General features: G+C 30.9%; 20 protein-coding genes and 1 tRNA gene. 19 read left to right on the plus strand and 2 right to left on the minus strand.

Features of this window, described 5'->3' with window-relative positions:
* Window positions 1-18 precede the first annotated feature (18 nt).
* The 7 genes from BUB70_RS10150 to BUB70_RS10180 all read left to right on the plus strand — a co-directional run bounded on the left by BUB70_RS10150 (window position 19) and on the right by BUB70_RS10180 (window position 8,422).
* Window positions 19-1,638, plus strand: coding sequence for a RagB/SusD family nutrient uptake outer membrane protein (locus BUB70_RS10150; RefSeq protein ID WP_073121170.1), 1,620 nt, complete (start codon window positions 19-21; stop codon window positions 1,636-1,638).
* Window positions 1,639-1,745: 107 nt separating this feature from the next.
* Window positions 1,746-2,573, plus strand: coding sequence for an alpha/beta hydrolase (locus BUB70_RS10155; protein WP_073121172.1), 828 nt, complete (start codon window positions 1,746-1,748; stop codon window positions 2,571-2,573).
* Between the two features lie 186 nt (window positions 2,574-2,759).
* Window positions 2,760-4,445 carry a PIG-L family deacetylase gene (locus tag BUB70_RS10160; RefSeq protein ID WP_073121174.1) on the plus strand — a complete coding sequence of 562 codons (1,686 nt, stop codon included), beginning with the start codon at window positions 2,760-2,762 and terminating at the stop codon, window positions 4,443-4,445.
* Between the two features lie 46 nt (window positions 4,446-4,491).
* Window positions 4,492-5,982, plus strand: a complete 1,491-nt coding sequence (locus BUB70_RS10165) for an acyl-CoA synthetase (protein WP_073121176.1) — start codon at window positions 4,492-4,494, stop codon at window positions 5,980-5,982.
* 1 nt (window position 5,983) lies between these two features.
* Window positions 5,984-6,358: a malonate transporter subunit MadL gene (gene madL / locus BUB70_RS10170; protein WP_073121178.1), complete on the plus strand. Its 375-nt coding sequence runs from the start codon at window positions 5,984-5,986 to the stop codon at window positions 6,356-6,358.
* Window positions 6,359-6,363: 5 nt separating this feature from the next.
* Window positions 6,364-7,113 carry a malonate transporter subunit MadM gene (gene madM, locus BUB70_RS10175; RefSeq protein WP_200777493.1) on the plus strand — a complete coding sequence of 250 codons (750 nt, stop codon included), beginning with the start codon at window positions 6,364-6,366 and terminating at the stop codon, window positions 7,111-7,113.
* Window positions 7,114-7,135: 22 nt separating this feature from the next.
* Window positions 7,136-8,422: a malonyl-CoA decarboxylase domain-containing protein gene (locus BUB70_RS10180; protein ID WP_073121180.1), complete on the plus strand. Its 1,287-nt coding sequence runs from the start codon at window positions 7,136-7,138 to the stop codon at window positions 8,420-8,422.
* A gap of 66 nt (window positions 8,423-8,488) precedes the next feature.
* Here the strand turns inward: BUB70_RS10180 and BUB70_RS10185 are convergent.
* A tRNA-Phe gene (locus BUB70_RS10185) sits at window positions 8,489-8,561 on the minus strand.
* A gap of 102 nt (window positions 8,562-8,663) precedes the next feature.
* Here BUB70_RS10185 and BUB70_RS10190 point away from each other — a divergent pair.
* The 12 genes from BUB70_RS10190 (at window position 8,664) to BUB70_RS10245 (ending at window position 20,637) form a co-directional block, all read left to right on the plus strand.
* Window positions 8,664-9,407: a type III pantothenate kinase gene (locus BUB70_RS10190; protein WP_073121182.1), complete on the plus strand. Its 744-nt coding sequence runs from the start codon at window positions 8,664-8,666 to the stop codon at window positions 9,405-9,407.
* Window positions 9,388-10,644, plus strand: a complete 1,257-nt coding sequence (locus BUB70_RS10195) for a BamG family beta-barrel-assembly machinery protein (protein WP_073121184.1) — start codon at window positions 9,388-9,390, stop codon at window positions 10,642-10,644. The genes BUB70_RS10190 and BUB70_RS10195 overlap by 20 nt, the downstream gene beginning before the upstream one ends.
* Window positions 10,645-10,664: 20 nt before the next feature.
* On the plus strand, window positions 10,665-12,020 hold the full coding sequence (locus BUB70_RS10200) for a tetratricopeptide repeat protein (protein ID WP_073121185.1): 1,356 nt from the start codon (window positions 10,665-10,667) through the stop codon (window positions 12,018-12,020).
* A gap of 166 nt (window positions 12,021-12,186) precedes the next feature.
* Window positions 12,187-13,545 (plus strand): tetratricopeptide repeat protein, encoded by a 1,359-nt coding sequence (locus BUB70_RS10205; protein ID WP_073121666.1) that lies wholly within the window; start codon window positions 12,187-12,189, stop codon window positions 13,543-13,545.
* 132 nt (window positions 13,546-13,677) lie between these two features.
* Entirely contained in the window at window positions 13,678-14,259 is a 582-nt protein-coding gene (gene lptC / locus BUB70_RS10210) for an LPS export ABC transporter periplasmic protein LptC (RefSeq protein WP_073121187.1), read from the plus strand.
* A gap of 1 nt (window position 14,260) precedes the next feature.
* Window positions 14,261-14,446, plus strand: a complete 186-nt coding sequence (locus tag BUB70_RS10215) for a hypothetical protein (protein ID WP_073121189.1) — start codon at window positions 14,261-14,263, stop codon at window positions 14,444-14,446.
* A gap of 6 nt (window positions 14,447-14,452) precedes the next feature.
* Window positions 14,453-15,718 (plus strand): hemolysin family protein, encoded by a 1,266-nt coding sequence (locus BUB70_RS10220; RefSeq protein ID WP_073121191.1) that lies wholly within the window; start codon window positions 14,453-14,455, stop codon window positions 15,716-15,718.
* Window positions 15,719-15,808: 90 nt separating this feature from the next.
* Window positions 15,809-17,959 (plus strand): peptidylprolyl isomerase, encoded by a 2,151-nt coding sequence (locus tag BUB70_RS10225; RefSeq protein WP_073121193.1) that lies wholly within the window; start codon window positions 15,809-15,811, stop codon window positions 17,957-17,959.
* An 84-nt stretch (window positions 17,960-18,043) separates the two neighbouring features.
* Window positions 18,044-19,150, plus strand: a complete 1,107-nt coding sequence (prfB, locus tag BUB70_RS10230) for a peptide chain release factor 2 (RefSeq protein WP_073121195.1) — start codon at window positions 18,044-18,046, stop codon at window positions 19,148-19,150.
* Between the two features lie 91 nt (window positions 19,151-19,241).
* Window positions 19,242-19,583: an arsenate reductase (glutaredoxin) gene (gene arsC / locus BUB70_RS10235; RefSeq protein ID WP_073121197.1), complete on the plus strand. Its 342-nt coding sequence runs from the start codon at window positions 19,242-19,244 to the stop codon at window positions 19,581-19,583.
* A 19-nt stretch (window positions 19,584-19,602) separates the two neighbouring features.
* Window positions 19,603-20,175, plus strand: coding sequence for a pseudouridine synthase (locus BUB70_RS10240; RefSeq protein ID WP_073121199.1), 573 nt, complete (start codon window positions 19,603-19,605; stop codon window positions 20,173-20,175).
* A gap of 30 nt (window positions 20,176-20,205) precedes the next feature.
* Window positions 20,206-20,637: an MgtC/SapB family protein gene (locus BUB70_RS10245; protein ID WP_073121201.1), complete on the plus strand. Its 432-nt coding sequence runs from the start codon at window positions 20,206-20,208 to the stop codon at window positions 20,635-20,637.
* 52 nt (window positions 20,638-20,689) lie between these two features.
* On the opposite strand, the gene BUB70_RS10250 is transcribed toward BUB70_RS10245, so the two are convergent.
* Window positions 20,690-21,301, minus strand: coding sequence for an arsenate-mycothiol transferase ArsC (locus BUB70_RS10250; protein ID WP_229742991.1), 612 nt, complete (start codon window positions 21,299-21,301; stop codon window positions 20,690-20,692).
* Window positions 21,302-21,310 lie beyond the last annotated feature (9 nt).

Genomic DNA, 21,310 nt, shown 5'->3' on the forward strand with positions numbered 1-21,310 from the left:
ATTTAATACTTGAACAAAATGAAATATTCAGTAATAGATATAACCAAAAAAATAATAATAGAAACTAAGATTTATTTCTTGATTTTTATAAGTGTAATTATATTCACATCTTGTGAAGATACTTTAATAGAAGACCCAAATTTTAGTGTAGATGCTGCAAAAATATTTTCTACAGAAGAAAGGGCTCAATTGGCTTTGCAAGGAGCTTTGTCTCAACTAGAAAATAATTTTTGGGCAAATCAAGGATATCATCAATTAATAGCACCAGCAGGAGGTTTTTTATATCGTCCAGGTAGTGGACACATTTCTGAGTACAATAATTTTATTTTTAAAGACAATCAACCTTGGCCAGAAAATGTATGGGATAGTAATTATCAAGTAATTTATTCTTTAAATGTAATTATTAAATATTTTGAAGATAATTATGAGAATTATGAGTCCTTAACGGACGGTTTTAAAAATATTTTAGGAACAGCCCATTTTTTAAGAGCTTATGAATATTTTAAACTGGTAAGATTATGGGGCCAAGTTCCTATGCCACTTGAACCAGCTGTAGGTATTACCCATACTCCGCTTTCTACTGAAGTAGATATTTATGAAATGATTATTAGTGATTTTGAGCAAGCTAAAAATTTACTACCCGAAGGTAGTGGTGTCCCAAAAAAATATCAAGGACCTATTAAAACAGCAGCTGATGCTTTTTTGGCTAAAGTATATGCAACACAAGCAGGTTGGCTAAATATGCCATCTTTGTGGGAAAAAGCAAAAATTCATGCCGATATAGTTATCAATTCTAATGATTATAAATTATTAGACGATATAGCGGTGTTACATTCCACAGCTGGTAGAAATTCTGAGGAGGCAATATTTGAATTACAATCTAATTATGTTGTAAATCTTAATAATTTATCACAAGCATATAATCCTCAAGGTTTAGAAGTAGATATTTTTGGAGGTTATATAAGAGTACAACCATGGATGTGGACACAACAATTAGGAGACGATTTGTATAGTGATTATACAAAAAATGCGACAACAGATAAAATAACAGAAGTCAGAGATCACGATCCTAGAGTTGATATTACTTATATAGATTCAACTTTTACTAAAATAAATGGAACTAGTTCATCTATTTATCCAAAGGCTAAATGGGCCAGTGGAGCTTATTTTTATGTAGCAAAATATTTAGACCCTAATAGAACAAGCAGTGCAAGTAGTAGAAATTGGAAAGTATTAAGATATGCTGATATTCTTTTGTTAAGGGCCGAAATTGAAAATGAACTAAATGGACCAGCAGATGCTTTTCAATATGTAAATCAAGTGTTGGATAGAGCAAGAGCTAATGGGAAAGGAGTGTATCCTTTAAGTTGGGATCTTGTGAAAGTTCCATCAAAAGAAGATTTTAGAAAAAAAATAGCCTGGGAACGCATGTATGAATTGATAGGAGAGGGGCATGAGTTTTATGAAGCCAGAAGAAGAGGAAAAGATTTTTTAGTAAACGATTTCTTAATTCCAGTTCATAACAACTTTAACGATCCTATATTAAGCACAACATATAGAACAAAATCTACAGATGATGATATTATGCATTTAGTAATTCCATTGTCAGAGTCTTCCAATAATAATTCTATAGACTAACTTATTAAGTATTTGTATAGTTTATATCGTAATAAAAGGGGAATAAAGGTTAAATAATACAATCCCCTTTTTTTTTAAGCTAATAACTAATTTAAAAATATCATATTTTGAAAATAAAACACCTCTATCTATTAATTCTAATGTTGCCTTTTTATGTGGGGGCTCAAGATTTAGAATATAAGCAATCAAATGCTATTTCTTATTTAGATTTAAAAACAGATAGTTTGTCTGAGTATCAAAAGAAAATGTGTTTGCTGGATATATATTATCCACAAAAAAAAGAAAAAGTTCCTGTAATTATATGGTTTCATGGAGGTGGATTAACCACTGGAGAGAGAGAAGTTCCAGCTGCTTTAAAAAAGAAAGGATATGTTATTGTAGGGGTTGGTCATAGATTAGCACCTCTTGTAAAAGCAGAATCTTGTATTGAAGATGCAGCTGCTGCTGTTGCTTGGGTTTTTAAAAACATTGAATTGTATAATGGAGATCCAAATTCAATTTTTATTTCGGGTCACTCAGCTGGAGGATACTTAGCTTTAATGATTACAATGAATAAGAAAATGTTGAGTAAGCATGGTGTTGATGCAAATAAAATAGCCGGTTTAGTTCCGTTTAGTGGTCATACAATTACACATTTTAAAATACGATCAGAAAGAGGAATTCCTGGTAAGCAACCACTGATTGATGAATTTGCTCCTTTATATTATGTGCGTAAAGAGGCTCCTCCAATTTTATTAATAACAGGAGACAGAGAGCTAGAAATGCTAGGTAGATATGAAGAAAATGCATATTTCTATAGGATGATGAAAGTGTGCGGGCATAATGATATTAAGTTATATGAAATGGATGGATATGGTCATATTATGGTTGGACCTGCTTACCCATTATTACTGAGGTTTGTAGAAAGAGTATCGAAAGTAAAAATGAGTAATTAAATATTTGATCAGAATCTGAGCGTTATATCACTGCCAGAATATATTATAAACTCATATTTAAATTATTATACATTAAACATAACGATGTCTATTATTACCAGGAAGTTAAAAAAAAGGATTCATTTGTTTTTTATCACTTTCATTATTTGCTTTTTAAGCATAAATAAATCATATGCTAAGGTTTATATGTTTATTCATGCACATCCAGATGATGAGATATATTTTAAATCAGGTTGGATTTATGATAGAATACAATCAACAGATACTTTAATTGTTGTAATAGCAACTGCTGGAGATGCTAATAAATGGAGTTATCCAAGATGGGAGAATAGTCCTGATGCAAAAGATTTTGACAAAGATGGAGATATTGATATGGTTGATAGGGGCTACGATAGAATGGCATATAGAACTACGGCTGGACTTGCTTCTTTAGGACTAAATACTAATAATAACCTTATATTTTTAGGCTATCCTGATGGAGGAATTTATGATATGTGGGAAGATAGAGACTTACAATATTTAAATCCTATCACTCAATATAATAAATCTCCGTACACTGTTGATGCTCCCAAGTATTGTTATGGTCTTAGTTATAAAAAAGAGGTGCCATATAATTACGCATCATTATCTGAAGATTTAAAAAGATTGTATTTAAAATACAAACCAGATTGTTTGATGATCCCAGATTTTTTAGATACTCCTTCAGATCATGGAGCTTTAGGAAGGTTTGCAACTCAGGTATTGTATGATTTAAGAGAACTAGGAAATAATGATTGGGTAAACAAAGTAGAGGTTATTTGGTCCTTTGCCTCGCATTTTGCTTGGGCAAATTCAGAATCATGGTTAGGTGGTAAAGAGTTTTTACCAAATAAAGAAGGTCCTTTTTTAGCAGCACCTTTTCCTCAAGATATTTTTCCTCCACAAGTTCAATATTTTGATAGTTTAGGAGGAGTAAATAAATGTAAGTTGTGGGATTTTCATCCTTATGAAATGCCAAATCCTCCATGTTTCAGAGCTAGAAAAAATGATATCATACGTGGTCCATTTGTAATGTACGATGATACAGTTCCTTCTAATTGGTCTAACTTTTTAATTACAAAAAGCGAAACAGATAATTTATTAAACTGTAGTGTTATGGTTAAAGATATAGTTCCAGGACTTAATACAACTGTAAACGCTCAGTATATTTACTCTAATGATAAAGGGAAGAATTGGATTGGCATAAATGGATTAAAAGGTTTTTATAGAAATAAAAATAACAAAATAATATATGACTCGAAAGGGATTAAAAATAGACCTGAAACTGAGAATTATGCTTATTGGCAAGGAAAAGTTGCGATGCAAAGGATTGATGCTAAAATAGATTTTGATCTTGGATTTGATCCTGGTGATAGAATTAATAAAGATTATTGGTCTGCTGAGTGGATTGGTTGGGTTAAAACAGTTAAAGAAAGTGGCTTATATTATTTTTATTTAGATGCAAAGGATTCAGGATTTATAATGGTTGATAATAAATTAATTGTTTGGGATCATAAGGATTTTTTAATGGGAACCAAGAGAGGAATTAGTATTTATCTTGAAAAAAATAAAGTTTATCCCATTCATATGGGCTTTTGGAATTATACAGGAGATGCAGGTTGTAAGTTGTTTTGGAAAACACCAAAAGGAACAGAACCTAAAATATTACCCTCTTCTAATCTTTTGTGTGGTGACGCTTTTATTGATGGGGTTGATGGATCAACTGAATTTCAAACTATTTCAGCAGATAATATTCCTCTTAATCTAAAGTCAAAAAAAAATAAAATAATATTTATGATAATGGATATGGTAGGAAATATAGGAGTAAGTCCAGCATTGCAGTTGAACAAATAATATTTAATCATTTTATATAACCCTTTACAATAATTAAAAGTATCATATGCTAAAACTTATAGAAAGAGCAAATAATTTTAAAGAAAATATAGCAATTAAAAGTGGAGGATACAGTTATACATACCAAGCGCTTTTAAATAGGTCAGAATCTATTGCTGTTGAATTATTAGCAGGTAAAAAAGATTTAGAAGAAGAAAGGGTAACTTTTTTGGTAGACCCTAGTTTTAAATATACAAGTATTCAATGGGGAATATGGAGAGCAGGAGGTATTGCTGTTCCATTATGTGTAAAACATCCATTAGCATCTATTGAATATGTGTTAGATGACACCAAAACCTCAATTCTAATTTATGGTAAAGAGTATAAGAGTTTAATAGCACCATTGTTGAATCGTAAGGATATTCGATTTATAAAAGCGGAATCATTCGAAAATATATTTGGCATATTACCAGATATAGAGATCGAAAGACGTGCAATGATTATTTATACTAGTGGAACAACTGGAGCTCCTAAAGGGGTTGTTTCTACTCATAAAAATATTGAAACTCAGATTACGGGGTTAACAAATTTTTGGGAGTGGACAGAAAATGATCATATTTTAAATGTACTACCTATGCATCATGTACATGGTATTATTAATGTTTTAAGCTGTGCACTTTGGAGTGGTGCTTGTTGTGAGTTTTTAATCAAATTTAGTCCTAAAGATATTTTTGAAATATTTAAAAAACAAGAAATTAATTTATTCATGGCGGTTCCAACCATCTATTTTAAGTTAATTGCTTATTGGGATAATTTATCAACGTTAGAGCAGAACAAAGTTTCATTAGCGTTAAAAAACTTTAGATTAATGGTTTCTGGCTCTGCTGCTTTGCCATTAAGTGTGCATGAAAAATGGAAAAGAATTAGTCACCATGTTCTCTTAGAGCGTTATGGAATGACGGAGATGGGAATGGCAATTAGTAATCCCTATAAAGGAGATAGAATACCTGGCTCTATAGGTAAACCTTTGAAAGGTATAACTGTAAGACTTGTTGATGAAAATAATAAAATAGTAGAGCCTGGGGAGGCTGGAGAGATACAAGTAAAAGGAGATAATGTTTTTAAAGAGTATTGGAATAAGCCTGAAGCTACTAAAGATACATTTACAAGTAATGGTTGGTTTAAAACTGGGGATATTGCTGTTTTAGACAATGGGAATTATAAGATTTTAGGGAGAAATTCAATTGATATTATTAAGTCTGGTGGTTATAAAATTTCAGCATTAGAAATTGAAGAGGTTCTTCGTTTACATCAAGATATTAAAGATTGTGCTGTAATTGGGTTGCCTGATGAAGAATGGGGAGAAACTATTGCTGCTAGCTTGGTGTTAAAAAATGCAAACTTATCTTTTGATAATCTTAATTATTGGTTAAAAGGAAAATTACCAGGATATAAAATACCAAGAAAATATATAGTACAAAGTGATTTGCCTAGGAATGTAATGGGTAAAGTCACGAAAAATGAATTAAAGAATTTATTTAACGTGGATATTTTATAGTATGAAAATATATGGTGTTGCTTTATTAGCTGGGTGTTTTCTTCTAGGAAAGCTTACAGGGTATTTATTAGGAACCCTTATAAATATTGATGGAGATATGGGAGGGGTAGGTTTTGCAATGATTTATCTTATCGCTGCAAATGTATTTATGGAAAAAAATAAATTACAAAGAAAACAGACTAAAAATGGTGTTTTGTTTTGGGGAGCAATGTATATACCAATTGTAATTGCTATGGCAGCTACTCAAAATGTAAAAGCAGCTTGGAATGGTGGATGGATTGCTGTTCTTGTGGGAGTCTTAGTAAGTATTTTAGGGTATTTACTAGTGCCTTTAATATCTCAGATAGGTAAAAAAACAGACAAGTTAGAATTTTAAAAATTATGATAGAGATTGTTCAAAATATTATATTTAAAAACGGGTTAATATTTGCTTTTTTATGTGTTGGAGTTTTAATGTTATTGGCTTTTTGGACTTCTAAATATATTTTAAAAAATCACATACCAGGAGTTGCCATTGCAATTATTGTTGCATTAATCTTAGCTTTTTTTGGAGATAAAAAAGGATTGGGAGATGTTAAAATATTTTCAGGTCTTAGTTTGTTAGGAGGCTCAATGTTTAGAGATTTTGCCGTTGTTGCAACAGCTATGAATGCAGATTTAATTAAAATTAAAGCTGCTGGTGTAGCAGGGTTTATTTCATTAATTGTAGGGGTCTCTTTTTCTTTTTTTATAGGGGCAATTATAGCATTTTTTTTTGGATATAATGATATTTTGAGTGTTACAACAATAGGAGCTGGGGCATGTACTTATATTGTTGGTCCAATAACTGGTTATGCCTTAGGAGCAAGTTCGGAAGTCATAGCCATTAGTATAGCAACAGGAGTAATAAAAACAATATGTATAACTATTATGACTCCATTATTAGCTAAAAAAATTGGCTTAAACAATTCTCATAGTGCAATGGTTTTTGGAGGGTTAATGGGCACAACTAGTGGTGTCGCAGCGGGACTGGCAGCTACCGACGTTAAGTTAGTTCCTTATGGTGCTATGGTAGCAACTTTTTACACAGGGTTGGGTTGTTTATTGTGCCCTACTTTGTTTTATATAATTATGAATTACTTTTTCGTATAATTTTAACTTTAGCAGATATTCAATGCAAAACAACAAATACATTTCTAGTGATAAATGCATAGATACTCGTAACAATATTATTGATAGTATAGATTATATATTGATTTTATGTGAAGAGTTAATTTCATATAAAGGTCGTACCTCAGGAATATCATTAGCCACAACTATTTTAGATCAGTATCAAAAGCTAAATCAAGACCAAAAAATATCTTTTTTTGTAAAAATAAACAAGAAATATACTCCAGACTTATCAGCAATATCTAGAGATGCATCTATTTTTTTAGAAAATAATAATCTTAAAAATTTAAATAGACTTTCTGTAAGTATTGAAGGGAAGCGTCAAGAATTGTTTAGAAGAATGAATATGGCTTTGGGGGGGAGTGAAATTTTGGTTTCTATGAGGGGAGATTTATTATCTTTTATTGGTGATTATCCAGAACTTCAGGAGTTAGATAATGATTTGATACATCTGTTTAGATCTTGGTTTAATCCTGGGTTCCTTAAATTAAGAAAGATTGATTGGAATACAGAAGCAAGTATTTTAGAGAAATTTAGAAACAATGAAAAAGTACATAGTATTAAGGATTTATCAGATATAAAAAAACGATTGCAGCACCATAAAGAATTCTATGCTTATTTTCATCCAGCCATTAAAACAGAGCCAATTATTTTTGTAGAGGTTGCTTATACAAAAGGTATAGGGAAATCTGTTCAAGAGATAATTAATAGGAACACGAGGTCTAATATTTTAGATTTTGACTCATGCATGTTTTATTCAATCAATAATTGTTTGATTGGACTGTCTAGAATATCACTTGGTAATTTTTTAATAAAACGTGTTGTTCAAAAAATTATAATTGATAAGCCAAATATTAAGGTTTTTTATACACTCTCACCATTACCTGGTTTTACAGCATGGTTGTTAACAAATAAAGGAGAAAATATAAGGACATTTGTTTCAAAAAAAGATATGAAAATGATGTCATTTTTATTTGAAGGGGAGGGGGATTATGAAAAATTTGATAATAAAATGAAGAGTGTCATTTTAAGGTTATGTGCAATATATTTGATTGAAGTAAAGCATAATGGAAAACCTATTAATAAGGTTGCAAACTTTCATTTAGGAAATGGGGCTTTGATAAATGATGTTTTTTGGAATGGAGACTTATCACCTAATGGAATTAAATCTTCGTTTGGTATTATGGTCAATTATGAATATGATTTATTAAGAATGGATGAGTATCATGAACTCTTTTTTTCAAAAGGGAAAATAACGGTGTCAAAAAAAGTGGAGAAATTAATCTGCTAAGGTTAATTCTTTTATAGTAATATATTAAAACAAAAAACCACAACAATGATGTTGTGGTTTTTTATGTGGTGCCTCCAGGAATCGAACCAGGGACACAAGGATTTTCAGTCCTTTGCTCTACCAACTGAGCTAAGGCACCATGCTTAACTTAGCGGTTGCAAATATATAATCTTTTTAAAGTTCTACAAATTTTTTGAAGAAAAAATGTTTCTATATTTGAAGTCTATATAATATAGCTGTGATGAATTTAATTATTGATGAAGGAAATACCAGAATTAAACTAGCTGTTTTTAAGGATGTTCAGCTAGTTGATTTGATGATATCGAATGTTAAAGATTTTAAAGAAGCAATTGATAATATTTTAGGTAAGCATGATATTAAATCTTTAATGATATCATCTGTTACCGATGAAGTAAATCATATAGTTGATGATTTACCTGTAGTTCATAAAGTTTTCTTATCTCATGAAACATCTTTGCCTTTTGCAAACTTGTACGAAACTCCCAAAACATTAGGTGTAGATAGAATGGCTTTGGTAACAGGAGCTTGGAGCCAATTTCCAAATCAAAATTCTTTGGTGATTGATGCAGGAACTTGCGTTACTTATGATTTCATTAATAAAGAGGGACAATACTTAGGAGGAGCTATTTCTCCAGGATTAAAAATGCGCTTTAAGAGTATGAGTTTTTTTACGAAAAAACTACCAGATTTAGAAATTCCATTAGGTACTGTAGAGATTATTGGAAAATCAACAAAACAATCTATGGAAAGTGGCGTTTTAAATGGTATGGTGTTTGAGATGGTTGGGGCTATTGAGCATTATCAGCAAAAATTTAAAGATGTTAATATAATATTAACGGGTGGGGATGCTAATTCCTTGTGTAAACAATTAAAAAATAGCATATTTGTCAACCCTAATTTTTTGTTAGAAGGATTAAATGCGGTTCTAACGTATCAAAATAAAAATGAAGCAAAACTTAAATAATATCGTTGTAGGATTAGTCACGTTGTTTTTTGTGTCAGCAAAAGCACAAGAACAGCAAGTTTCATCCCTATTATCTAATGTAGGTACAGGAACAACTTTTTCAGAAGCAACCATGGCCGAGAAGGCACAAGGAGATTTATCGGTCGTTGGAAATAATAATTTTGAGGTTCTTACATTTACCAATCCAGCCTTGTTATCAGATTTACAATTTACATCATTAGGTGTTGATTTGCAGGTGCAAAGTGCGGATGTGTCTTCAACGGAAGCTAATTTTAAAAGTTCAAATACTACATTGTCTAATTTGTCTTTTGGTGTTCCATTAGGAATAAAAGGAGGTTTTGCTCTTGGTTTACGTGTACATTCTGCTGTAGGTTATGAAGTAGATACTAATAATTTTTACAATCATGGTAGTGGTGCAGTAAATCAAATATATGCTGGGTTAGGTTATGAAATCTTTAAAAACTTTTCACTAGGGGTTCAAGCGAATGTCTACTTTGGAGAAACCACAAAAAGACAAGCTTTTAAAAATATTCAGAAAGCGACTGTTTATGATCAAACATATAATGTTAAAGGACTTGCCACTAAAGTAGGTGCTCAATATAGAGTTAATATATCTGAAAAAGTTATGGCACAAGTGGGAGCTTATGGTGTTTTAGGACATCAAATTACAGCTACTGGTACAGCTAGATTTTATGAAGCTATACAAACCAATAAAAATACTTTTTCAATGATTGATAATCCTGTTAGTTCTGGTTTGTCTGGAACTCAAGATAATTCATTTAAATCTGTGTTTGGTGTTGGATTAGGTACTTATAATAATTGGTTTGCTGGAGTTTCTTATGAAAATCAAGGAGCAACAACTTATTCGGGAAATACATTTAATCAAGGTTTTTCTGATAGTCAGTTAAGTTTTGAATCTCGTTCTAAAATAAGTGTAGGGGGGTATATTATTCCTAAAAGATATGCTTTAAAGAACTACTTAAACAGGGTTGCCTACAGAGCGGGATTTAAGTATGAAAACACAGGAACAGTATTAAATAATGAGAGTTTAAAAAATATTGGCATGTCTTTTGGATTAGGATTACCAATAGGAAAGAGAATTTCTTATGCAAACTTTACCCTTGAAGTAGGAAAATTAGGAGACTTCTCTAAAAATAAGTATGAAGAAAAATATATTAATATCGGAGTAAATTTCTCATTATCTGATAAATGGTTTGAGAAACGATTTATACGCTAAACTAAATAATCAATAATAATATGAAAACAAGACTACTAACAATTTTTACGATTTTATTTTCAGTTATGATGTTTACGGCTCATGCACAGGATGACCCAGCTTTACGTTATAACATGTTAAAAACAGACTACAAAACCAAAAATTACGAATCAGCACTTAAGAACCTAGAGTGGTGTTTAGATAATAGTCCAAAATTAACAGCAAATATATATAAATACGGAGGTAATTTATTAGACGATGTTTTAAAAGAAACTCCAGAAAAAAAAGCTGAAATAGCTGCTTTGGGTAAAAAAATGTTTGAAAAAAGATTTGTAAACTACCCAGACGAAGATCCTGCAAAAGCACATAGTGATTATGCAGATTTCTTAGAAGAAATAGGTGGTGATAAAGAAGAGATTTTTAGTCACTATGATCAAGCATTTAAGATTGATCCAACTAAATTAGGAGTGGGGTCTATTATCAATTACTTTACAACAGTAATTAATAAATATAAAGACACAGATTTACAGTTAGTATTTACAACCTATGATGTTACTGTAGAGGCTATTAATGCAAAAGTTGAAGGATATTTGGATAATATTCAAAAATTAAAAGCAAAACAAGAAGAAGGTCAGACTTTAATTTCTTCAGAAAAAAGAAATTTACATATCTATACTGTAAACTCTAAAGCTTTAGGACAAGTGGAGGCTATTTTAGATCAAAGAATGGAAGAAATTTCTACTTGTGAGTACTTAATTCCTTTATATACTGCTGAGTTTGAAGAAAACAAGACAGATAAAGTTTGGGTAACCAGAGCAATCAATCGTATGTTTAAGAAAGATTGTACAGAAGATCCTTTATATGCTACTTTAGTAGAACAATACCAAGAAATAGATCCATCACCAGAAGCATCTGTATTATACGCAGGGTTGTTGATGGATAAAGGAGAAACAGAGAAAGCAATTTCTTTCTTTGATAAAGCAATTTCTCAGGAAACTGATCCAGCAAAGAAAGCTAAAAACTTATACAAAGTAGCAGATATTTTTAAGAAAAGAGGTCAAAATGCTAAAGCAGTTTCATATGCTAAAAAAGCCATTGCAGCAAAGTCTAACTTTGGTAGAGCTTATACTATGATTGCGACTTTATATGCAGGTTCGGTTAATGATTGTGGAAGCGATGAATTTGAAAAACGTATGGTATATGTAGCAGCTAAAACATATGCATTAAAGGCAAGTAAAGTAGATCCAAGTATTGGTGTTTATGCATCTAAATTAGCACAAGCTTATGCAGCTAATGAACCAAGTAAAAAATTAGTATTTAATAATGAATTAGGATTAAAATCTGGAGATTCATACACAATTAAATGTTGGATAGGTGAAACCGTAAGAGTTCCATAATCTAATTTTACTAAAACAATATATAAAAGTCAAAGATTAATTTCTTTGGCTTTTTTTATGCTAAAAATTTAACAGTCAAATAGTTTGGTGTTTTATGATAGACTATGCAATAAAATTATTTTTGGCATATATTTTGGTCGTAGAATTAATAACAAAACAGAAAACTATGAAAACACGAGAATTAATTTTTTTTACAATTTTATGTTCATTTATAATGTTTAGGGCTCATGCACAAGATAATGATCCAGCTTTACGTTACAATATGTTAAAGACTGACTACATAACCAAAAACTACGAATCAGCACTTAAAAACTTAGAGTGGTGTTTAGATAATAGTCCTAAATTAACGGCTAACATTTATATTCATGGAGGAAATTTGTTAGATGCTGTCTTAAAAACTTCTCCGGAAAAAAAAGAAACAATTGCTGTACTAGGGAAAAAAATGTACACAAAAAGATTTGAAAATTTTCCAGAAATAGCTCCAGCAAAAGCGCATAGTGATTATGCTGATTTCTTAGAAGAAATAGGCGGTAATAAAGAAGAGATCTTTGAGAATTATGAAAAGGCTTTTAAAATTGATCCAACTCAAATGGGGCCACCATCAATCGTTAAATATTTTACTGCAGTAGTTGAAAAATATAAAGATAAAGATTTGCAAAAAGTATTTAACACATATGATCTTACAGTAGAGGCTATAGAGAAGAAAGTAGAAGGTTATTTAGATGGTATTGAAAAGTTACAGGAAAAAGAAGCGAAAGGACAGATGTTAATTTCATCTGATAAGAAACAATTAGAAGATTATAGTACCAATTCAGAGTATTTTGGAAAAGTAGTATTGGTTTTAGATCAAAAGATGGAAGAGATTTCTACATGTGAATATTTAATCCCTTTGTATACTGCTGATTTTGAAGAAAACAAGACAGATAAAGTTTGGGTAACTAGAGCAATCAATCGTATGTTTAAGAAAGATTGTACAGAAGATCCTTTATATGCTACTTTAGTAGAACAATACCAAGAAATAGATCCATCACCAGAAGCATCTGTATTATACGCAGGGTTGTTAATGGATAAAGGAGAAACAGAGAAAGCAATTTCTTTCTTTGATAAAGCAATTTCTCAGGAAACTGATCCAGCAAAGAAAGCTAAAAACTTATACAAAGTAGCAGATATTTTTAAGAAAAGAGGTCAAAATGCTAAAGCGGTTTCATATGCTAAAAAAGCCATTGCAGCAAAGTCTAACTTTGGTAGCGCTTATACTATGATTGCGAGTTTATATGCAGGTTCGGTTAATGATTGTGGAAGCGATGAATTTGAAAAACGTATGGTATATGTAGCAGCTAAAACATATGCATTAAAGGCAAGTAAAGTAGATCCAAGTATTGGGGTTTATGCATCTAAATTAGCACAAGCTTATGCAGCTAATGAACCAAGTAAAAAATTAGTATTTAATAATGAATTAGGATTAAAATCTGGAGATTCATACACAATTAAATGTTGGATAGGTGAAACCGTAAGAGTTCCATAATCTAAATTTTACTAAAACAATATATAAAAGTCAAAGATTAATTTCTTTGACTTTTTTTATGAATCAAAGGATAGTAGCTAATGGTATACATTATAATTTATAATCCTATATTTGTATTAGTTATCAAAAAGCATGAGTCAGAAAAGTAATTTTGTTTTTATTCTAAAATACCTAAGTAAAATAAGCTTAATACTAGTTGTTTTGGTGAGCTGTAAAAATTCATCAAAAGAAATTAATGACTTTTTAGCTGATAAAAACTTACCTGTTGGTGTTTCTGAAAATGTAAATCTTGTCCGTAAAGATTCTGGTATAATTGTAAGTAGAATGATTACGCCGCTTTATTGGGATTACACTAATAAAAAATTAAATCCATATTATGAATTTCCTAAAGGGGTAAAAATAGTAACGATTAATAGACTTTCAAGAGATTCTGTAACTGTAACAGGAGATTATGCTATTAGTTATGCTAATACAGCTATTTCAGAAATTATAGGACATGTAGTGGTTGTTAATCATGAAAACGGTGTTGTTTTAAATACGGACCAAATGTATTGGGATCAAAAAGAGGATTATTATTTTACTGAACAACCTTTTACCATTTACACAGAGAAAGATACCATGAATGGTGTTGGTTTTGAATCGGAAAGTAATTTAAATAATTGGATATTAAATAATACAAAAGGCGATTTTATCGTAGATCAAAAAGAAGAATAAAATGCACAAATTTTCGAAAATTATAGAGTGGGGATATTTAGCAATAGGAATTGTTTTTTTAGTAGAAGTATTTACTAATTGGAGTACAGACAGACAAAAAGCAATTGTTTCTATTTTAATGTCAGCCTTAGCTTTTTTTATGTTTTTTTTTAAACGTAGATTTAGACAAAATCGCACAGAAAAATAAAAATATATGGATTTAGAAATCCTCATTATTGTTGTATCCATTCTTTTATCTGCCTTTTTTTCGGGCTTAGAAATTGCATTCGTATCTTCAAATAAGTTACAAGTAGCTTTAGAAAAGAAAAAAGAAGGATTAACATCAAGGTTGTTAACAAGGTTAACAGAAAAATCATCAAAATTTATTACCACAATGTTGGTTGGTAATAATATTGCTTTGGTGGTTTATAGTTTTTATATGGGTAAAAAGTTGGTAGCTTTGTTTCCTCAAGACATGAACGATTTTACACTGTTGTTATTACAAACCATTATTTCTACTTTGGTTATTTTAATTACAGCAGAGTTTTTACCAAAGGCTATTTTTAGAGTTTATGCAAATGAAACACTAATTATTTTTGCGGTACCTGCTTACTTCTTTTACTTGTTATTTCATTTGATATCAGGTTTTATTGAGCAAATTTCAAATGGATTGTTGAAATTGTTTTTTGGAGCCAATGCAGATGAAGAAGGAACAGAATTTAGTAAAGAAGAATTAGGACATTATATTGATAAGCAATTAGAAACAGGAAAAAAAGATGATGAAGAAATTGATTCTGAAATTCAAATTTTTCAAAATGCTTTAGGATTTAATTCCGTAAAAGCACGTGAAATTATGGTGCCAAGAACAGATATTGAAGCCATTGAAATTCACGATAGAGTAAGCAAACTAAAACAACGATTTGTAGATACAGGCTTTTCTAAAATCTTAATATATAAAACTTCTTTTGATGACATTGTAGGTTATGTTCATGCATATGAAATGTTTAAAATGCCTAAAACCATTAAATCCATTTTATTACCGGTTGAATACATACCAGAATCTATGATGATTAATGAAGTTTTAAATATCATGATGAAAAAACGTAAAAGTATTGCGGTAGTGATTGATGAATATGGAGGAACTTCAGGAGTGATTACTGTAGAGGATATTATAGAAGAATTATTTGGAGAAATTGAAGACGAACATGATAAAATTGCCTTGACAGATAAAAAACTAGACGAAAATGAGTTTGAATTGTCTGGAAGGTTAGAGGTCGATTATCTAAATGAAACGTATGATTTAAAGATTCCAGAGTCGGAATCTTATGAAACTTTAGGAGGCTATATTATTGAAAGCATAGAAGATATCCCTCAATTAGGAGAAGAATTTCAAATCGATGGTTTTTTCATCAAAATAACACAAGTAAGTAACGCAAGAATAGAGGAAGTTTACCTAAAATCTAATTATTCAACAGAGTGATTGTTTTTTTCTTTAAAAACAGTCTTTTTATTTCCTGATTTCAATTGAAATTGTATTTTAGCGGACAATCAAAAAATTACATATATAGAAATGGCAATATTATCAAAAATCAGAGATCGCTCAGGATTTTTAATCATCGTTATTGGATTAGCGATGTTTTCATTCGTAGTAAGTCCTAAAAATATTATTGATTTTTTTAGTAGTAAAAACGTAGATGCTATTGGAAAAGTGAATGGTGAGGACATTTCATACAAAGAGTTTGCAACAAGAGTTGAAAATTTTAAAGCTCAAAACAGAAATGCATCTGCTTATGGAGCTCTGACTGTTGAGAACATGGTGTGGGATCAAATGGTTAGAGAAAAAATTTATGAAACTAAATTAGCTCAAGCTGGTGTTGTTATTGGAGAAGGTGAAATTTGGCAAGCAATCATTACAAGTAATGAAGTTGTAAATTCTCCTCAGTTTAAAGACAAAGACGGAAATTTTAACGAAGATTTGTTAAAAGCATATGTTGCAGGTTTAGAAGCGGATAAAACAGAACAAGGTAAACAAATGTTACAAGGTTGGTTGAATTATGAAAAGTCAATCAAACAAAACTTATTAACACAAGCTTACAATTCTTTAGTTAATGTAGGTGTGGGAGTTACAGAGGCAGAAGCAATTAATGATTATGTTATTACTAATACTAGTGTTAGTGCAGACTACGTTTATTTACCGTTTTCTTCTATTCCTAATACAGATGTAAAAGTAACTAAAGAAGATGTAGCTGATTATATTAATGATCATACAAACTTGTATCAAACAGATGCAACAAGAAGTTTAAACTTAGTTAAGTTTTCTTTTACTGCCTCTCAAGAAGATGAAGAAGAAATTAAGCATAGCTTAGAAACTTTAATAGCTGATAAAGAAGAATACAATAAAGTATCTAAATCTACAGAATTGGTAAAAGGGTTTAAGAACACTAACGATTCAAAATTATTTGTTGAAGAAAGTGCTTCTGATTTACCATTGGTTGATAGATTCCAATTTGAAGATGAATTACCAACTGTTGCTAAAGAAGAAATTAAGAATGCTTCTGTAGGAGATGTAGTAGGGCCATATAAGTTTTCTCAGTACTACAAAATATCTAAATTGTTAGATGTACAACAAATTCCTGATTCAGTTCAAGCAAGTCATATCTTAATTAACTTTATAGGAGCGCAAGGGGCACAACCTACAGTAAGAAGAACTTTGGCTGATGCACAAAAATTGGCTGATAGTCTTTTAACAGTAGTTAAAAAATCACCTAAAAAATTCGGTGAAATTGCAGAAAACTATTCAACAGATCCAGGGTCAGCTTCTAAACAAGGATCATTAGGATGGTTTGGATACAGAGCAATGGTACCAGAGTTTAGAGATTACTGCTTTGAAAATAAAAAAGGATCTGTAGGAATTGTTAAAACAGCTTATGGTTTACATATAATTAAAATTGAAGACCAAAAGAACTTTAGTAAAGCTTATAAATTAGCTACTATTGCAAGACAAATTCAAGCTTCAGAAAAAACTGAAAACAAAGTTTTTGAACAAGCAGAAACTTTTGCAAATGCATTAAGAAACGGAGGTGATTTTGAAGCAATTGCTAAAGAAAAAGGCTATTTAGTAAGCCCAGTTAATGGATTAAAAGAATTAGATGTTTATGTAGGTTCTGTAGGAGAAAACAGAAGAATTGTAAAATGGGCTTTTGAAGAAGATACTGAATTAAATGCTACCAAACGTTTTGATTTAGATGAAAATGGATATGCAGTTGTGATGTTAACTAATAAGCAAGAGAAAGGTTTAATGTCTGCTACAAGTGCATTTAGCCAAGTAGAGCCTATTTTAATCAAACAAAAGAAAGCAGAAATGCTGGAGGAAAAAATGGATGGAGATAGTTTAGAAGCTATTGCTAAAGCTAACAATGTAAAAGTAGAAAACTTTAACAATGTAACTTTAGGAGCTCCAACTATTTCTGGTGTTGGTATTGAGCCAGGTGTGGTAAGTGCAGCTGCAGTAAGTAAACAAGGAACTTTAATTAACAATATTGTTGGAAACAAAGGAGTATTTGCAGTTGTAAATAAATCTGTAACAATTCCTGAAGCGGATGCAACTAAAGTAAATGTTAAGACAGTAAATAGCATAGTAAAATCTAATGTGTCTAGTCAACTATACAACGGATTAAAAGAAGAAGCTACTATAGAAGATTATAGAGCATCTCGTTACTAAGAATCCAATTTATAAAGAAATAAAAAAGAGGCTTTAAAGCCTCTTTTTTTGTACTCAATATCAACGTTTCTTACCTTTGTTATTATGATTACTCAAGAACAACTACAAAAATTGGCTAACAGAGTTGCCAAGCTTAAACAATATTTAGAGATTGATAAAAAATTGATTGAAATTGCCAATCAAGAAGAAAAGTCTTTGGCTCCAGATTTTTGGAACCATCCCAAAGAAGCCGAAGCACACATGAAAGTGTTAAGAGGTCTAAAAAAATGGGTAGAAGATTATAAAAAAGCCAATACGTTAATAGAAGATTTAGGAGTTACTCTTGAGTTTTATAAAGAAGGTGAAGCTACAGAAGAAGAGGTTAACGACTTAGAAACTGAAGCGGTTACTTTAATAGAAGATATTGAATTTAGAAACATGCTTTCTGAAGAAGGTGATGAGATGAGTGCGGTATTACAAATTACTGCAGGAGCAGGAGGAACAGAGAGTTGTGATTGGGCTGCCATGTTGTTACGTATGTATAGCATGTGGTCTAACAAACAAGGGTTCAAAATCAAAGAATTAAACATGCAAGATGGTGATACAGCTGGAATTAAAACGGTTACCATTGAAATTGAAGGAGAATTTGCTTTTGGATATTTAAAAGGAGAAAACGGTGTACATCGTTTGGTACGTATTTCTCCGTTTGATAGTAATGCCAAACGCCATACTTCTTTTGCCTCGGTCTATGTTTATCCTTTGGTAGATGATTCTATTGAAATAAAAATAGATCCATCTGAATATAGTTTTGAAACCATGAGAGCTAGTGGAGCAGGAGGGCAGAATGTAAACAAAGTTGAGACAGCCGTTCGTTTACGCCACCATCCTACAGGAATTATTATTGAAAACTCAGAAACTCGTTCTCAATTAGATAATAAAACTAAGGCCATGCAGTTGTTAAAATCTCAATTATATGAAATTGAGTTACAAAAGAAAATGGCCGCTAGAACAGAAATTGAAGCCAATAAAATGAAGATTGACTTTGGTTCTCAGATTCGTAACTACGTGATGCATCCCTATAAATTAGTGAAAGATGTTAGAACAGCTCACGAAACAGGTAATGTTGATGCAGTAATGAATGGAGATATTGATGGTTTCTTGAAATCGTATTTAATGATGGCTGGGCAGCCTGAACAAAAAAATGAATTGTAGATAAACTTTACAAAGTTTTTAACGAGTGTTCTAGATAGTTTGTATTATATGATGAAGTTGTTAAGAATTACTTTATTTAAAAGTTAAAAAGATGATAAAAATATACCACAATCCAAGATGTACAAAAAGTAGACAAGGTGTTGCTTTTTTAGAGGAAAAAGGAGTTGAATTTAAAGTGATCAGATATTTAGAAGAAGCTTTTACTTTTCAAACCTTGACAGAAGTAATTGCTGAATTGGCTATTCATCCAATGGAGCTTATTCGTAAAAACGAAGCTATTTGGAAGAGTAATTTTAAAGGAAAAGAATTATCGGATGCTCAAATTATTCAAGCCATGGTTGATTTCCCTAAGTTGATAGAACGTCCTATTGTTGTGAATAAGGGAAGAGCTGTTATAGCAAGACCTACTGAAAAAATAGAAGAGGTTTTATAAAACTTTTAAAAATATCAAATTGCATCACCATTTTATCATACATAAACCTTATGGTTACTTATCTCAATTTACAAGTGGTGAAAAGTTAGCACATAAAAAAAAGTATTTAGGAGATTTGTATACCGTGCCTGAAGGTACTATGGCTATTGGTCGTTTAGATGAACCTAGCGAAGGTTTATTGTTATTAACTACAGATGGTAGCGAAAGCGAACGAATAAGATCAAATAAGGTAGGAAAAGAGTATTATGCACAAGTTGATGGACTCATTACCTCAGAGGCTTTAGAACTTCTTAAAAAAGGGATTGTTATCAGTGTTAATGGACAAGATTATAAAACAAAACCTGCTAAAGTTAAAAGTATTTCAATACCAAATAAATTACCACATAGATCTAAAAAAATTAGAGATGATAGACATGGACCTACTTCTTGGGTTTCTATCACTTTAACCGAAGGAAAATTTAGGCAAGTAAGAAAAATGTGTTCTGCTGCTGGTTTTCCTGTTTTAAGATTAATTAGAGTTAGAGTAGGGCAGATGTACTTGTCTCAAATAGAGGAATCAGGAATTTTAAAAGTAGATTCTTTTTTGATTTAATACATTCCAAAAATCCTTATCTTTAATTGTATGGAGTTAAAAGATTTTATCATAAGACTTGTTGTAGCCCTTATGGCAGGACTTTGCATAGGTTTTGAAAGACAATGGAGAAATAAATCTGCTGGATTAAAAACCAATATGTTAGTCTCAACAGGTTCAGCTATTTTTGTCTTATTATCTGTAAAGTTTTCTGAATTAAATAACGATGTAGATGTTACAAGAATTGTAGCTCAAGTAGTTACAGGAGTTGGTTTTTTAGGAGCTGGGGTTATTTTTAGAGAAGGAACCAATGTTCATGGACTTACCTCGGCTGCGACTATTTGGTGTAGTGCAGCTATTGGTTGTGTTGCTGCTACTGGTTTTTATATTGAAACTTTTATATGTACTCTATTGGTTTTAATTGTTAATGTTAGTATTGAGCCTGTAGATAAATGGTTAAGGAGTAGAAATATTTCAGATTAGAATAAAAAATAAAAGCCCTCATCATTTTACGATAAGGGCTTTTTTTATTGTGCTAGTTTATTTGAGAAAAAACATAATACATTTCTGTAGCAATTTGCATGCTTCTTTCATGATATTTAGTTTCTTGTTCAGCTGTTTTATCAAACAGTTTTGGGTCTTCGTAGGTCATAGGAATCCTTTTTTCGGCTCCAGGAATAAATGGACAACCTTGATCTGCACTAGAGCAAGTCATAATAGCTGCAAATGAATTTTCAGGATTAAAATCATCATCATAAGTTTTAGAAAATCCAATAATTGGATGTGATTCGCTACCGAACTTAATGCTATAAATAGGATTTGTATTGTTAGTTAAAGTTTGAATATGAAATCCTGAATTTTCCAAAGTAATGGCTATAAAAGGAAATAAAGCAGTAGCTTCTGTTCCGCCAGAATAACAAAAAACATTATTGATGTTAAACTGAGTAGCCATGGTTTGTGCCCATATTTGTGATAAATGACTTCTTCTTGAATTATGTGTACAAATAAAGTTAAGATTTATTTTTTCTTGATTATTTTTTTTCTGTTGAATGTAGTTAATTAATGGTTGTAATACTTCTTTTCTTTCTATAGAAATTCTAGCGGGATTTACATCTTTTATTACCTGTTGTAATTCTGGATATATCATAATAGATTT

The sequence above is a fragment of the Wenyingzhuangia marina genome, from assembly GCF_900130035.1.
GTDB classification, from domain to species: Bacteria; Bacteroidota; Bacteroidia; order Flavobacteriales; family Flavobacteriaceae; genus Wenyingzhuangia; species Wenyingzhuangia marina.